Here is a 14,059-nt window from a genome sequence, read left to right as displayed (position 1 = left end):
CGACGAACCGGGTGCGGTGCCCCGCGACCTCGGGCGAGCGGTGGCGGCCTCCTACGATGGGGGGAGGAGGCAGCCACAAGCAGCCCGCCGGCCAGACCGGCACTCGACGAGGAGAGCACAGCCGTGACCCAGCAGCAGCCGTCCCAGGACGACGCACCGACCTTCACCCCGCGCAAGAACGGCCCCTACCGGCAGGTCTCCGAAGAACTGGCCGCGTGGATGCGCACCGGCTGGGCCGACACCGAGCGCCGTGACCTGGAGCCGCTGGAACAGTCGCCCTACGCCGCCAAGCGCCGCGCCGTGCTCAGCGCCCGCTTCCCGGGGGAGCGCCTGGTCATCCCGGCCGGCGTCCTCAAGGTCCGCTCCAACGACACCGAGTACCCCTTCCGGGCGGCCAGCGACTACGTCCACCTCACCGGCGACCAGTCCGAGGGCGGTTGCCTGGTGCTGGAGCCCCGCACCGACGGCGGCCACGACTCCGTCGTCTACCTGCTGCCGCGCTCCGACCGCGACAACGGCGAGTTCTGGTTGGACGGCCACGGCGAGCTGTGGACCGGCCGCCGCCACAGTCTCACCGAGGCATCGGCCCTGCTCGGCCTGCCCGCCCATGACGTGCGCGCCCTCCCCGACCTGCTGCGCGACGCCCCTGAGGCGCCCAGTCGGATCGTGCGCGGTCACGACGCCGCGCTGGAAGCAGTGCTCGCCTCGTCCGGTGCCGACCCCCAGGAGGCGACCCGGCGCGACGCGGAGCTCGCCGAGTTCCTGCACGACACCCGCCTGGTCAAGGACGACTGGGAGATCGGTCAGTTGCAGCGGGCCGTCGACTCCACCGTGCGCGGCTTCGAGGACGTCGTGCGGGTGCTCCCCGAGGCCGAGGCCACCTCCGAGCGTCACATCGAAGGCACGTTCTTCCTGCGCGCCCGGGTCGAGGGCAACGACGTCGGCTACGGCACCATCGCCGCGGCCGGCCCCAACGCCACCACCCTGCACTGGGTGCGCAACGACGGGCGGGTGCGCTCCGGCGAGCTGCTTCTGCTGGACGCGGGAGTGGAGACCACCACCCTCTACACCGCCGACGTCACCCGCACCCTGCCGATCAACGGGCGTTTCACCGACGTCCAGCGCCGCGTCTACGACCTGGTGTACGCGGCCCAGGAGGCGGGTATCGCCGCAGTCCGCCCGGGCACCCCCTTCCGGGCCTTCCACGACGCCGCCCAGCGGGTACTGGCGGAAGGGCTCGTGCAATGGGGCCTGCTGGAGGGACCGGTGGAGCGGGTTCTCGAACTGGGGCTCCAGCGCCGCTACAGCCTGCACGGAACCGGCCACATGCTGGGCCTGGACGTCCACGACTGCGCCACCGCGCGCTCCGAAGGGTACGTCGACGGCCTCCTGGAGCCCGGCATGGTCCTCACCGTCGAACCGGGCCTGTACTTCCAGCCCGACGACACGACCGTCCCCGACGAACTGCGCGGAATCGGCGTGCGCATCGAGGACGACATCCTGGTCACGGCCGATGGCCACCGCAACCTCTCCGCGGGGCTGCCGCGTGCCTCCGCCGAGGTCGAGGAGTGGCTGTCGGGCCTCCTGCCCGACGCCTGACGCCACCCGCCGCACCGTACGGGGCGTACTTCCACCGCGCAGGCCCCGCCCGTGTTCTTGGGCGCGCACCGGCACGTGCCGGTGCGCGCGGCCGTTCGGGGCGGGGCCCTCAGCCGGTGGCGGGCTCGTTGTAGGTGTCGGCGCGCTCCTGGCCCGACAGCGCGTGGATGGCGTCCATGATCGTGTCGGTGACCTCGCGGCGGGCCTTGCCGGGCTTGAGGTGGTCGTAGCCCGTGGAGAAGTCCATGGGGGCGCCGAAGCGGATCCGGATCGGGCTGATGCGAGGCATCCGGGTGCCCACGGGCTGGATCCGCTCGGTACCGAACAGGGCCACCGGCACCACCGGGGCGCCGGAGGCCAACGCGAGGTGGCCGATCCCGGTGCGCCCCCGGTACAGCCGTCCGTCGCGCGAGCGGGTCCCCTCGGGGTAGACGCCGTAGGCGTCGCCGTCCTTCAGCACGCCGAGGCCGGCCTCCAGCGCGGCGATCGCGTCCCGCCCCGTGCCCCGTCGGACCGGGAGCGCGCCCAGCGAGGTGAAGACCTGTCTGGAGATGCGTCCCTTGACGCCCGGACCCTCGAAGTACTCCGCTTTGGCCATGAACCGCACCCGGCGCGGTACCGCGAGCGGGATCACGACGCTGTCCACGAAGGACAGGTGGTTGCTGGCGATCAACAGGGGGCCGCTCGCCGGAAGGAGCTCCAGTCCCTCGATGCGGGGCCGGTACACCGCCCGCGCCATGGCCGAGGCCACCACCCGGGTTGTTCTGTAGAGCACGCGCATCTCCCGTCGATTCTGCCGGCGTCGTGGTGTTCGTGCACGTAGAACCTATCGGCCGGCCCGGCCTGCCGGGCCGGCCGCCCCACGCGTGGCTACTCGGGGCCGGCGGAAGTGACCACAACCCTTTGCCACAAGGGGTTGGGAGTTGTTGGGGCCCCCGATTTTCACGGTAGAAATGTCCGGTGATCTATCACCTGGTACCCATTGACAAGTGGAAGTCCGATCCCGACCGCCCCTACACCCCGGCCTCTCTCGACCGTGACGGTTTCGTGCACGGCGTGGGCGACGAGAAGGTGACCCTGGAGGTGGCCAACGCCTTCTTCAGGGACACCCCGAGCCCCGTCATCGCCCTGATGATCGACGAAGCCGGGCTGAGCTCGGAGGTCCGCGACGAGGAGGCGGTCCCGACGCCGCCCGGTTTCGCGGACGGAATCCGGTTCCGGCACGTGTACGGGCCCATCGAGCGTTCCGCGGTCGTCGCGCTGCTCGATCTCGAACGCGACGAGCAAGGGCACTTCACCGCCCTCGTGCCGCGGCCATGAACAATCCCGCGGGCCCGTCGCAACGGGCCCGCGGGAGGGTCAGTCGACCGGCCGCCAGTCGGCGTTGGCGCCGCACACCACCAGGCACGGCAGCTCCCCGGGCACTCGGCCGGCCAGCCAGGCGGCGAACGGCGCGGCTGCGGCGGGCTCCGCGGCGATCCGCAACTCCGACCACAGCCGGTCGCGCGCATCGAGGATCTCGGCGTCGGAGACCAGCACCGATGCCGCCCCCCGGTCGCGCAGTACCGCGAAAGGCACCGCCCCGACCCGGGTCGCCCCCAACGAGGAGGAGGCCACCGAGTCCACGGGGGAGTCGACCGGCTCCCCGGCGGCCAGCGCGTCGTGCATGCCCCGGCACCCCTGCGGTTCCACCCCCACCGGGCGGCACCCCGCACCCGCGGCCAGGCTCACCCCGGCCAGGAGGCCGCCTCCGCCCACCGCCACCGCGATCGCGTCGCAGTCGGGGGCGTCGGCCATGATCTCGGCTCCCAGCGTTCCCTGGCCGGCGATCACGTCGGGGTCGTCGAAGGCGTGCAGGTAGCGCAGCCCGCCGGCTTCGGCGTGCCGGTGTGCCGCGGCTGACGCTGCCGCGTAGTCCACGCCCCCGCGCACGACCTGCGCACCGGTCGCCTCCAGCGCAGCGGCCTTGACCGCGGGAACCGACGCGGGAACGTAGACGGTGGCGTGCACCCCCAGCAGGCCCGCGGCGGTGGCGACCCCCACCCCGTGGTTGCCGCCCGAGGCGGTGACGACAGCTGCGGGCAGGTCGCCCGCCAACAGCGCGTTCAGCGCCCCGCGCAGTTTGAACGAGCCGGTGAGCTGGAGGTGCTCCAACTTCAGCAGGAGCGGGCGGCCCTCGATCCGCGCGCGCAGCAGCGGTGTGCGGCGGGCGTAGGGCGCGATCCGCTCCGCCGCCGCACGCACGTCGGCCGCGCCAAGGGGGGAGGTCGCAAAGGTGGTGCTCGATGTCATGGCTCCCACTGTGCCGGTAAAGATCGTTAAGGTGAAGTTAACATTGCTAACGATGGTTAAGCAGAACTAGGGAAAGGTCGGGGAGTCCGGTGCTCGACGCCAATCGGTTGCGGGTCTTGGTGGAGGTGGCGCGCGCGGGTTCCATCTCCCTGGCGGCCGAACGCATGTCCTTCACCCCGCCGGCACTGTCCCAGCAGCTCACCAAGCTGGAGGGGGAGGTGGGCTGTGTGCTCCTGGAGCGCGGACGCGGCGGTGTCGCACTGACCGAGGCCGGCCGGGTGCTGCTGGCCCACGGCGAGCGTGTCCTCGGCGAACTGCGCGCCGCCGAGGACGCGGTACGCGCCACACTCGCCGCCGCCCCGCCGACCCTGGCACTGGGCGCGTTCGCCAGCGCGGGCAAGGCCCTGGTCCCCGGCGCGCTCGCCGCCTTCCGCCGCGCCCACCCGCACGCGCGGCTGGCGCTCAGCGACGTCGAGCCTCCGCACGGCTACGGCCTGGTCACCTCCGGCGACCTCGACCTGCTCATCACGCATCGCTACCCGGGCACCTCCCTGCCCTCCGCCGGCGGTCTGCACCGCGAGGCGCTGTTGCGCGACCCCCTCCTGCTGGTTTTGCCCGAACAGCACCCCGCCGCGCACACCCGGCCGGGGCTGGCCGACCTCGCAGGGGAGGAGTGGATCAGCGGCGCGCCCGGTGTCTACAACCGCGTGGCCCTGGAGAACGCCGCTGCCGCGGTGGGAGTCGTGCTCGACGTCGCCTACGAGACCCGCGACTACGAGGTCGCGCTCGCCCTGATCCGTGCCGGGGTCGGCGTGGGGCTGGTACCGCTGACGATTCTGCACGCCGACTCCGGAGCGGGCTGGAGCGCGCACCGTCCGCACGACCTCGACCTGGCCCGGGAGATCCACATCGTGCACCGTCGCCGACCGCGTGACGCGGTGTCGGCAATGGTCGCCACCCTCCGCGCATCGGCGGGAGCGGCACTGCCGCCCTGAGCAGAAGCGCTGCGGGGGAGCCCGGCACGCGTCACGGAGCCGTCTTCCGACCTGCTCCGGGCCTCCGACCGTCCTGCGCCGGCCCTTCACGGCCGCGCGCGCAGGCGGCGCAACATGCGGGCGTCGGCGAAACCCACCGCGCGGGCGGCCGCCTCCGTGGTGACGCCCTGGCCGATGAGGTGCTCCGCCCGCTCCAGGCGCAGCTCCTGCTGGTAGCGCAGCGGGGTCACCCCGGTGGCCGCGGCGAAGCGGCGGGTCAGGGTGCGCACGCCGATCCCGGCAGCCGCCGCCAGCCCCGCGAGTCGCAAGGGCTCGGCGAACCGGGCGTCGATCAGGTCCTGTACGCGGTGCACCGCGTCGCTGACGTGGGCACGATGCCGCACCATCGCGCCGGCCTGGTCCTCCTCACCGTTGCGTCGGGCGTAGACCACCATCGAACGCGCGACCCGTGCCGCCGTTCCAGGGCCGTGGCGCACCGCCACCAGGTGCAGGGCCAGATCGATGCCGCTGGCGATGCCCGCCGACGTCACCACGCGGCCGTCCTGGACGTACAACACGTCGCGCACCACCGCGGCGTCGGGGTAGCGCAGCGCCAGCACGTCCTGGAGTTCGTGGTGGGTGGTGCAGCGCCGCCCGTCCAGCAATCCGGCCCGTCCCAGGACGTCGGCTCCCGAGCACACACTGGCCACCGTGCCCCCCGCGCCGTGGTGGTCGCGCAGCCGGGCCAGCGAGGCCGCGTCCACGCGCCCCGTCCCCGGTCGGACGGGGGAACGCCATCCGGGCACGATCAGCAGGTCGCGGGGCATCAGCGGCGGCCAGGTCGTCTCGGCCCGCAGCGTCAGCCCCTGGGCCGTCGGGACGTCGGGCCGTTCGCAGACGTAGTGCAGCCGGTAGTCGTGCCCCATGTCGGCCGCTGTGGAGAACACCTGTGCCGGACCGGCTACGTCCAGCAGGTGCAGGTCGGGGACCAGCAGAAAGACGACGCGGGGCACGATCTGCTCAGCCTTTCGCCGTTGCGTCCGCGGTCAGTTCCGCCACGGTGCGAATGGTGGCGAATCGTCCGGAGAGGGCGTACTCGGTTCTGGTGATGATGGCGTCGGTGCCCAGGGTGCGCGGGTCGGCCATGATCGCGGCGACCGACCGCCCGGGAGGGGCGTCGCGGTGCTCCACCGGGGTGCACGCGGTCGCCTCGGTCACGAACGCCACGTCGAAACCGAGGTCGAAGGCCAGGCGGGCGGTCGTCTCGCAGCACTGCTCGGTCCGGACCCCGCAGACGCTCAGCCTGCCGATCCCACGGGTGGTGAGCAGCTGCTGGAGGCCGGTGGTCGTGAAGGCGTTGTGCGCGGTCTTGGTGAGCACCGGCTCCCCCTGCTGCGGCTCCAGGCCCTCCATCAGGCGCACGTGGCCCACGGCGGGGTCGAAGAGGGAACCGCTCCCGGGTTCGCTGTGCAGGACCCACACCACGAGTTCGCCTCGTGCGCGGGCCGCGTCCACCAACAGGCCCACCTTCTCCACGATGCGGGGCTCGGAGGCTTCCGGCCACAGGGGGTGGTGCAGGAACGAGTCCTGGACGTCGATGACGAGGAGGGCGCTGCGCGTGTCGTCGCTCATGGTGTTCATCCTGGTTCCCGCGGTTCCCCGGTGAAAAGGCACCATCGCGTCCGGTTCCGGGCCGATCCGGTCAGCCGGCCGCGGTCTCCTGCTCCCCCCACTCCAGGCAGAACGGGTGTCCGGCGGGGTCGGCGTAGACCCGGAACCGTTCCCCCGAGCAGGGGAGACGGGTCGCGCCCAGGGCCAGGACCTTGGGCTCGGCCGCGTCGATGTCGTCCACCAGGACGTCCAGGTGGGCCTGCTGGGGAAACGCGGGATCGGGCCAGCGCGGAGGCTCGTGGTCGGGGGCCTCCTGGAAACTGATCCGCACGCCCTGGCGGTCGCCGATGTCCACCCAGACGCCCTCGTCGCCGATGATCGGCAGCCCCAGCAGCTTTGAGTAGAAACGGGCCAGGGCGCGGGGATCGGGGCAGTCGAGGACGACCGTGGACAGACGACCGATCATCGGGGTCTCATCTTCCTGTCGTGGAGTACCGCTGACCCCATGGTGCCCCGCCGGGGCCCGCCGCACACCGGCGGTGCCGGGTCCTGCGCCGATCGCCCGGCAACGGTCGGGCGCGCGGCGGTCAGGGAACGCCGAGAAGGCCGTCGGTGCGGATGCGTACCGCCCGGTCAATTGCGCACCGATGTCGAGGGGGCTCATTAAAGCCGCGTCGGCGAAACGGTGAAAAATCTGCCAGAGAATCGGATCTGCACTAGATTAGTTTGTCTTCCTACTATATCGTCGGCTTCAGTCGCGACGTCGAGGTCGCCGGGGTTCCGCTGATGCGGGCCTGTGGGCCGCGGGGATGCGATGCTTGACAAAAACCTTCTTTGAGCTGCAAAAACATACTTTTTGACGCGTTTGCCCGCTCGGTGTGGCCACGGCGTGGATGGTTCGTGGGAGCAGAGCGGGCACCACGGGACACTGCCGGTAGGCGCGTGGCCACCCGGACAGGGTCGACCGGAAAACGGGTTCGGCAATAGGGCCGGAGTCGTCGCCCGATCGTGCCGGAGTTCGATTCTTTTGTTATCCAGGGGCGGGTGTATTTAACGGTGCGCGAACTCGACCATTTCATCGGTGGAAAACACGTCGCGGGGAAGTCCGGTGCCTTCGCCGACGTCTACCGCCCCGACACCGGCGCGGTTCAGGCCAGGGTGGCCCTCGCCGACGCGGCCGACACCGAGGCGGCCATCGGCGACGCGGCCGCTGCCCAGGTCGAGTGGGCCCGCTGGAACCCCCAGCGCCGGGCCCGGGTGCTCAGCCGGTTCGTCGACCTCGTCAACGCCGAGATGGACGACCTCGCCCTCCTCCTGGCCGGGGAGCACGGAAAAACGGTCTCCGACGCGCGCGGTGACATCCAGCGCGGCCTGGAGGTCGTGGAGTTCGCCACCGGGGTCCCGCACCTGCTCAAGGGCGACTACACCGACAGCGCCGGCACCGGCATCGACGTCTACTCGATGCGCCAGCCGCTGGGCGTGGTCGCCGGGATCACCCCGTTCAACTTCCCCGCCATGATCCCGCTGTGGAAGGCAGCTCCCGCCATCGCCTGCGGAAACGCCTTCGTCCTCAAGCCCTCCGAGCGCGACCCCTCCGTTCCGCTGCGCCTGGCCGAGCTGTTCATCGAGGCGGGGCTGCCCCCCGGGGTGTTCAACGTCGTCAACGGCGGAAAGGAAGCCGTGGACGCATTGCTCACCGACCCCCGGGTCGCGGCCCTGGGCTTCGTCGGCTCCTCCGCGATCGCCGAGTACATCTACGCCACCGCCGCCGCGCACGGCAAACGCGCCCAATGCTTCGGTGGCGCCAAGAACCACATGGTGATCATGCCCGACGCCGACCTCGACCAGGTCGCCGACGCCCTCATCGGCGCAGGCTACGGTTCGGCGGGGGAGCGTTGCATGGCCATCTCCGTGGCCGTCCCGGTGGGCGAAGCCACCGCCGACGCACTCCTGGAGCGCCTCGTGCCCCGGGTGCGCGCACTGTCCATCGGGGCCTCCGACGACCCCGCCGCCGACTTCGGTCCCCTGGTCAGCGCCGAAGCCGTCACCCGGGTGGAGGACTACATCGCCTCCGGAGTGGCCGAAGGCGCCGACCTCGTCGTGGACGGACGCGGCTTCACCCTGGCCGGCCACGAGAACGGTTTCTACACGGGAGCCTCCCTGTTCGACCGGGTGACCCCCGACATGCGGATCTACCGCGAGGAGATCTTCGGCCCGGTCCTGTGCATGGCCCGCGCCGCCGACTACGACGAGGCCCTGCGCCTGCCCAGCGAGCACGAGTACGGCAACGGCGTGGCCATCTTCACCCGCGACGGCGACACCGCCCGCGACTTCACCAGCCGGGTCAACACCGGCATGGTCGGCGTCAACGTCCCCATCCCGGTCCCCATCGCCTACCACACGTTCGGCGGATGGAAACGGTCGGGCTTCGGTGACCTCAACCAGCACGGCCCCGACTCGATCCGCTTCTACACCAAGACCAAGACGGTCACCTCCCGCTGGCCCTCCGGCATCAAGGAAGGCGCCAGTTTCGTCATCCCGACCATGCACTGACCCGTTCGCATCGTTGAAGAAGGGCAGGTCGATGACCGTGACCGACCCGGCGCCCGGCGCCGTCTCCGATCCAGTGGTCCAGCGCCCGTTCGCGCTCACCGCCGACCAGCACGTCCTCGCAGAGGCGGTGGCCGCGTTCACCGAAACCGAGATCGCGCCCTACGCCCTGGACTGGGACCGCGACAAGCACTTCCCCGTGGACGTCATCCGCTCGGCCGCCCAACTGGGCATCGGCGGGGTCTACGTGCGCGAGGACGTCGGGGGGAGCGGCCTGAGCCGCTTGGACGCCACCGTCGTCTTCGAGGCGCTGGCCCGGGGCTGTCCGGCGATCGCCGCCTACATCTCCATCCACAACATGGTCGCCGCCATGGTGGACCGGTTCGGCGACGACGAACAGCGCCGCACCTGGCTGCCGCGGATCTGCTCGATGGAACTGCTGGCCAGTTACTGCCTCACCGAGCCCGAGGCAGGGTCCGACGCCGCGGCCCTGCGCACCCGAGCCGTACGCGAGGGTGACGGCTACGTCCTCACCGGGGTCAAACAGTTCATCTCCGGAGCCGGTGCCACCGACCTCTACCTGGTCATGGCGCGCACCGGCGAACCCGGGGCCAAGGGCATTTCCGCCTTCCTCGTCCCCGGTGACGCGCCCGGGCTGTCGTTCGGCGCCAACGAGCGCAAGATGGGCTGGAACGCCCAGCCCACCCGCCAGGTCGTCCTCGACGGGGTTCGGGTCCCCGCCGAACAGCGGCTGGGCCCGGAAGGCAAGGGCTTCGCCATCGCCATGGCCGGCCTCGACGGCGGACGCCTCAACATCGGGGCCTGCTCCCTGGGCGGGGCCCAGGCCGCCGCGGACCTGTGCCTGCCGCACCTGCGCTCACGCGTGGCCTTCGGACGCCCGCTCGCCGACCTCCAGACCATGCGTTTCGGCCTGGCCGACATGGACATTCGCCTGGAGTCGGCGCGCACCCTGCTCTGGCGTGCCGCGGCCGCCCTGGACTCCGGCGACCCCGACGCCCGGAGGCTGTGCGCCATGGCCAAGTGCGTGGCCACCGACGCCGGGTTCGACGTGGCCAACGCCGCTCTCCAGATGCACGGCGGCTACGGTTACCTCGCCGAGTACGGACTGGAGAAGATCGTGCGCGACCTGCGCGTGCACCAGATCCTCGAAGGAACCAACGAGATCATGCGGGTCGTGGTGTCCCGCGCACTGATGGGAGCCTGACCGACGATGACCACCGCCACCGCCCCCGAGGTCGTCTGCGTGATCGAGGGGGCGCTCGGGCACGTCACCCTCAACCGCCCGCGCGCGATCAACGCCCTCACCGCCGACATGGTCGCCGACATCGCCACAGCCCTGGACGCCTGGGAGCGCGACGACACGGTGCGCTGCGTTCTCGTCGACGGCGCGGGAGAACGCGGCCTGTGCGCGGGCGGCGACATCCGCACCCTCTACGCGTCGGCCCGTGCCCGAAACGGCGCGGCCGAGGCGTTCTGGCGGGCGGAGTACACGCTCAACGCCCGCATCAAGCGCTACCCCAAACCGATCGTCGCGTTCATGGACGGCATCGTCATGGGCGGTGGGGTGGGCGTCTCGGCGCACGCCGCGGTCCGGGTGGTCACCGAGCGTTCCCAGGTCGGGATGCCCGAGACCGGCATCGGTTTCCTGCCCGACGTCGGTGGCACCTACCTGCTGTCGCGTGCCCCCGGCCTGCTCGGGACGCACGCCGCCCTCACCTCCCACCGTCTGGGTGCGGCCGACGCACTGCTGTGCGGACTGGCCGACCACCACGTGCCGGCCGACGACCTGCCCGCCCTGGCCGAGAAACTGCGCGCCGGTGCCGATCCGGGTGAGGCCGCGGCTTCCCTGGCCACCCCGCCCACGGAGGGCACCCTCGACCGGGACCGGCTCTGGATCGACGCCGCCTACGCCCAGGCCACGGTCGTCGAGGTCCTCGCCGCGCTCCAGGCGCGCCCCGAACCCGCCGCCCGCGCCGCCGCCGACGCCATCCGCACCAAATCCCCCACCTCACTGGCGGTCACGCTGCGCGCCCTGGAGCAGGCCCGCACGCTGCCCGACCTGGAGACCTGCCTGGACCACGAATACCGCGCCGCCTGTGCGCTCCTGGCCGGCCACGACTTCACCGAAGGGGTACGGGCCGCCGTCATCGACAAGGACCGCAATCCCCAATGGCTCCCGCCCACTCCGGAGGAGGTCGCCCCGGAGACGGTCGCGGCCTGCTTCGCCCCGCGCCCGGGCGACGAACTCGGCCTGGGGCGCTCCACCACCGCCTGACCCTGGGCCGTTCGCCCCGCACGTCAGCGCCGTGGCCAACCGCAGATCGCTAACGAGGAGGATGCCGTGACCGTCATCGGTTTCATCGGGCTGGGGAACATGGGTGGGCCCATGTCGGCGAACTTGGCCCAGGCCGGACACCGGGTCAGGGGTTTCGACCTGTCGGCCGAGGCGGTGGCAACGGCCGCCGAGGCCGGCGTCGAAGCGGTCGCCTCCGGTGCGGAAGCGGCCACCGGCGCCGACATCGTGGTCACCATGCTGCCCAGCGGCAGTCACGTCCTGGACTGCTACGGGACCAACGGCGGACTGCTGGCCGCGGCCTCCCCCGACACGCTGTTCGTCGACTGCTCCACCATCGACGTCGCCCACGCCCGGGAGGCCGCGCAGATGGCGCGCGCAGCCGGGCACCGTGCCCTGGACGCCCCGGTCTCCGGCGGGGTCGTGGGGGCCACCGCGGGCACCCTCGCGTTCATGGTGGGCGGCCCCGAGGGCGACTTCGCCGCGGCGGGACCGCTGCTGGAGGCCATGGGACGGCGCGTCGTGCACTGCGGCGAGTCGGGTGCGGGGCAGGTCGCCAAGATGTGCAACAACATGATCCTCGCGGCCTCCACCATCGCCGTCAGCGAGGCGTTCGTACTGGGGGAGAAGCTGGGCCTGTCCCACCAGGCGCTCTACGACGTGGCGGCCAACGCCTCGGGCCAGTGCTGGTCGCTGTCGGTCAACTGTCCCGTCCCCGGGCCGGTGCCCACCAGCCCCGCCAACAACGACTACCGCCCCGGTTTCGCCACCCAGCTCATGATCAAGGACCTCGGGCTGGCCCGCGCCGCAGCCGAGGCCGCGGGGGTGGACGCCGCGATCGGCCTGCACGCCGCCCGGATGTACGAGGAGTTCGGTGCCGCGGGCGGGATCGGCCGCGACTTCTCCGCCATCATCACCGCCATCCGCGACCGTTCCGAGAGCGACGGGGCCGAGCCGGGGGAGTGAGCGCGCTCCGCCCGGGACGCTTCGCCGGTGGCCGGCGCCGCGAACGGTTCCCGGGCCCCGGCCCGCTCACGCCGACCCCGGCTCCGGATAGGCGGCGAGCAGGACGGACGCCGTCAGCCGCGCGGCCGGATCGTCCAGCCGGAGATCGGTCACCTCCGCCATCTTGCGCATGCGGTAGCGAACGGTGTTGGGGTGGACGCCCAGCGACTCCGCTGCTTCGGACAGGTCCCCCTGGGCGTCCAGCCAGGCGCGCAACGTGGCGAGGTAGCCGGTCGCGTGGGCCGCGTCGTGGGCGGCGAGCACCGACACCGGGGTCTGCTCCGGGGTCCGCCCGGCCTCCACGGCCGCGCGCAGCCGGTGGAGCACGATCGCCGACCACGACTCGTCATAGACCACCGGCTCCGAAGCGTCGGGCCGTGAAGCGTGCAGGGCCAGGCTCTCGTCGGCCTCGCGCCTGCTCGCCGGCAGTTGCGCCGCCGCAGCCGGGCCACCGACCCCGACCGTCACGATGATGTCGCGTCCCAGCCCGCGCAGCGTGTCCCGGAGCCAGGCGTGCACCGGCGTGCAGTCCGTCTCGCACGGCAACACGGTGTATACCGTGTTGCCGAACAGGGTGCTGCGTCCCGGTCGGGACCAGCCAAAACCGGTCGTGGCGTATTCGAACACCCGCAAGATCGCCGCGTGTCGCTCATGAGGCGTATGGGCCTGGACGGCGATCACCCGGAACCGGTTCGGCGGGAGCCCCAGCCGGCCGATGACCGCTGCCGGGTCGCCGTGGCCCTCAATCGACTGGATGACCAGCTCGGACTCCACCTGGCGCTCCAGGTCGGCACTGACCCGTGCCCGGAGCAGGTGGGTGGCCACCGTGCGCGCGCCGTTTGCCAGGACCGCGGCGCGCTGGTCCGACAGCGGTCGATCACAGGTGACCCAGAGCGACCCCAGCAGCTCGCGTCCCACGCGCACCGCCGCCACCATGCGTCCCTCCAAGCCGTGTTCGGCCGAGGGGGCCACGAACAGCGGCTCGTCCGAGGTGCTCAGGTGGGTGAACACCCCAATGCGCTCGAACAGCTCGCGCACCTCCTCGGGGGCGCGCCTGCCCAGGATCGTGGCGAGCCGGGCCGGGTCCGGGGTGTATCCCTCACCCGAGTACGCGGCGACCCTCGACATCTGGTCCTCGATGGTCACCGGCCCGCCCACCGCTGCGGCGATGGTGTCCGCCAGCGCGAAGAGGTCGCTGGGCCCGCGTCCGGCCTCGGTCTCCCGCGCCTCCTGCACGACCCCGTAGACGATTCCGGCGAGTTGGCTCCACGAGAGCGACGTGTCGACGAGCACCACCGCCACACCGGCCCGCTCCGCCCGGGCCCGGGCGGCCGCGTCCGGTTCGGTGTCGCCCCGGAGAACCACGACCGCGGACCGTGCCCGCGCCGCCAGGCGGACGGCCCGGGCGACCGAGGCGACCCCGACCGCCAGGAACAGGTCGCCGAACACCGTTTCGCCGCCGGCCGGGTCGTTCATGGCGACACTGCGCAGCGGAGTGCCGCGCACCGAATCCGGGCCGAACAACTGCACCCCGTAGCCGCCGAGGATGTTCACCAGCCGGTCGATGTTGGTCACCCGTCCCGCTCCCGTTCCATCCGCCCGCGTGTCCTGCCCGGTGCGCAGGCACCCTCGTTTGTTGTCGTCGATCGACAAAACACTACTCATCGATTGTCCGGAGCGGACAATCCGTGATTCGCGGGGAGAGGGCATGGTC

13 protein-coding genes are annotated in these 14,059 nt (G+C 71.9%); 7 read left to right on the top strand and 6 right to left on the bottom strand.

Going from position 1 to position 14,059, the window contains the following annotated elements; genetic code table 11:
* Positions 1-123 precede the first annotated feature (123 nt).
* Complete coding sequence (locus QSJ59_RS15365; protein ID WP_285760249.1) at positions 124-1,599, top strand: aminopeptidase P family protein; 1,476 nt, start codon at positions 124-126, stop codon at positions 1,597-1,599.
* 109 nt (positions 1,600-1,708) lie between these two features.
* On the opposite strand, the gene QSJ59_RS15360 is transcribed toward QSJ59_RS15365, so the two are convergent.
* Complete coding sequence (locus QSJ59_RS15360; protein ID WP_432707488.1) at positions 1,709-2,374, bottom strand: lysophospholipid acyltransferase family protein; 666 nt, start codon at positions 2,372-2,374, stop codon at positions 1,709-1,711.
* Between the two features lie 185 nt (positions 2,375-2,559).
* Between QSJ59_RS15360 and QSJ59_RS15355 the strand changes: the two genes are divergently transcribed.
* Positions 2,560-2,919 (top strand): DUF952 domain-containing protein, encoded by a 360-nt coding sequence (locus QSJ59_RS15355; protein ID WP_285760248.1) that lies wholly within the window; start codon positions 2,560-2,562, stop codon positions 2,917-2,919.
* Positions 2,920-2,958: 39 nt separating this feature from the next.
* Here the strand turns inward: QSJ59_RS15355 and QSJ59_RS15350 are convergent, their stop codons facing one another.
* Entirely contained in the window at positions 2,959-3,891 is a 933-nt protein-coding gene (locus QSJ59_RS15350) for a serine/threonine dehydratase (protein WP_285760247.1), read from the bottom strand.
* Between the two features lie 89 nt (positions 3,892-3,980).
* Between QSJ59_RS15350 and QSJ59_RS15345 the strand changes: the two genes are divergently transcribed.
* On the top strand, positions 3,981-4,886 hold the full coding sequence (locus QSJ59_RS15345) for a LysR family transcriptional regulator (protein WP_285760246.1): 906 nt from the start codon (positions 3,981-3,983) through the stop codon (positions 4,884-4,886).
* A gap of 86 nt (positions 4,887-4,972) precedes the next feature.
* On the opposite strand, the gene QSJ59_RS15340 is transcribed toward QSJ59_RS15345, so the two are convergent.
* From QSJ59_RS15340 to QSJ59_RS15330, 3 genes are all read right to left on the bottom strand, one after another.
* A complete protein-coding gene (locus tag QSJ59_RS15340) occupies positions 4,973-5,878 on the bottom strand; it encodes a GlxA family transcriptional regulator (protein ID WP_285760245.1) in 906 nt (301 codons plus the stop codon).
* A 7-nt stretch (positions 5,879-5,885) separates the two neighbouring features.
* Complete coding sequence (locus QSJ59_RS15335) at positions 5,886-6,497, bottom strand: cysteine hydrolase family protein (protein ID WP_285760244.1); 612 nt, start codon at positions 6,495-6,497, stop codon at positions 5,886-5,888.
* Between the two features lie 70 nt (positions 6,498-6,567).
* On the bottom strand, positions 6,568-6,942 hold the full coding sequence (locus QSJ59_RS15330; RefSeq protein ID WP_285760243.1) for a VOC family protein: 375 nt from the start codon (positions 6,940-6,942) through the stop codon (positions 6,568-6,570).
* 542 nt (positions 6,943-7,484) lie between these two features.
* On the opposite strand from QSJ59_RS15330, the gene QSJ59_RS15325 reads away from it, so the two are divergent.
* The 4 genes from QSJ59_RS15325 (at position 7,485) to mmsB (ending at position 12,306) form a co-directional block, all read left to right on the top strand.
* A complete protein-coding gene (locus tag QSJ59_RS15325) occupies positions 7,485-9,029 on the top strand; it encodes a CoA-acylating methylmalonate-semialdehyde dehydrogenase (protein ID WP_285760242.1) in 1,545 nt (514 codons plus the stop codon).
* 31 nt (positions 9,030-9,060) lie between these two features.
* Positions 9,061-10,251, top strand: a complete 1,191-nt coding sequence (locus QSJ59_RS15320; protein WP_285760241.1) for an acyl-CoA dehydrogenase family protein — start codon at positions 9,061-9,063, stop codon at positions 10,249-10,251.
* 6 nt (positions 10,252-10,257) lie between these two features.
* On the top strand, positions 10,258-11,322 hold the full coding sequence (locus tag QSJ59_RS15315) for an enoyl-CoA hydratase/isomerase family protein (protein ID WP_285760240.1): 1,065 nt from the start codon (positions 10,258-10,260) through the stop codon (positions 11,320-11,322).
* Positions 11,323-11,388: 66 nt separating this feature from the next.
* On the top strand, positions 11,389-12,306 hold the full coding sequence (gene mmsB / locus QSJ59_RS15310; RefSeq protein WP_285760239.1) for a 3-hydroxyisobutyrate dehydrogenase: 918 nt from the start codon (positions 11,389-11,391) through the stop codon (positions 12,304-12,306).
* A 66-nt stretch (positions 12,307-12,372) separates the two neighbouring features.
* Here the strand turns inward: mmsB and QSJ59_RS15305 are convergent, their stop codons facing one another.
* Positions 12,373-13,920, bottom strand: coding sequence for a PucR family transcriptional regulator (locus QSJ59_RS15305; protein WP_285760576.1), 1,548 nt, complete (start codon positions 13,918-13,920; stop codon positions 12,373-12,375).
* Positions 13,921-14,059: the final 139 nt, after the last annotated feature.

The organism is Nocardiopsis ansamitocini (assembly GCF_030268225.1).
GTDB lineage: Bacteria > Actinomycetota > Actinomycetes > Streptosporangiales > Streptosporangiaceae > Nocardiopsis_D > Nocardiopsis_D ansamitocini.
The sequence above is the reverse complement of the archived record's forward strand: the minus strand, read 5'-3'. Positions and strand labels throughout refer to the sequence as shown.

Bases quoted from the DNA above. Each gene is read 5' to 3' on its own strand.
- QSJ59_RS15330 (WP_285760243.1), bottom strand. From the start codon at position 6,942: ATGATCGGTCGTCTGTCCACGGTCGTCCTCGACTGCCCCGATCCCCGC.
- QSJ59_RS15320 (WP_285760241.1), top strand. From the start codon at position 9,061: ATGACCGTGACCGACCCGGCGCCCGGCGCCGTCTCCGATCCAGTGGTC.
- QSJ59_RS15335 (WP_285760244.1), bottom strand. From the start codon at position 6,497: ATGAGCGACGACACGCGCAGCGCCCTCCTCGTCATCGACGTCCAGGAC.
- QSJ59_RS15350 (WP_285760247.1), bottom strand. From the start codon at position 3,891: ATGACATCGAGCACCACCTTTGCGACCTCCCCCCTTGGCGCGGCCGAC.
- QSJ59_RS15315 (WP_285760240.1), top strand. From the start codon at position 10,258: ATGACCACCGCCACCGCCCCCGAGGTCGTCTGCGTGATCGAGGGGGCG.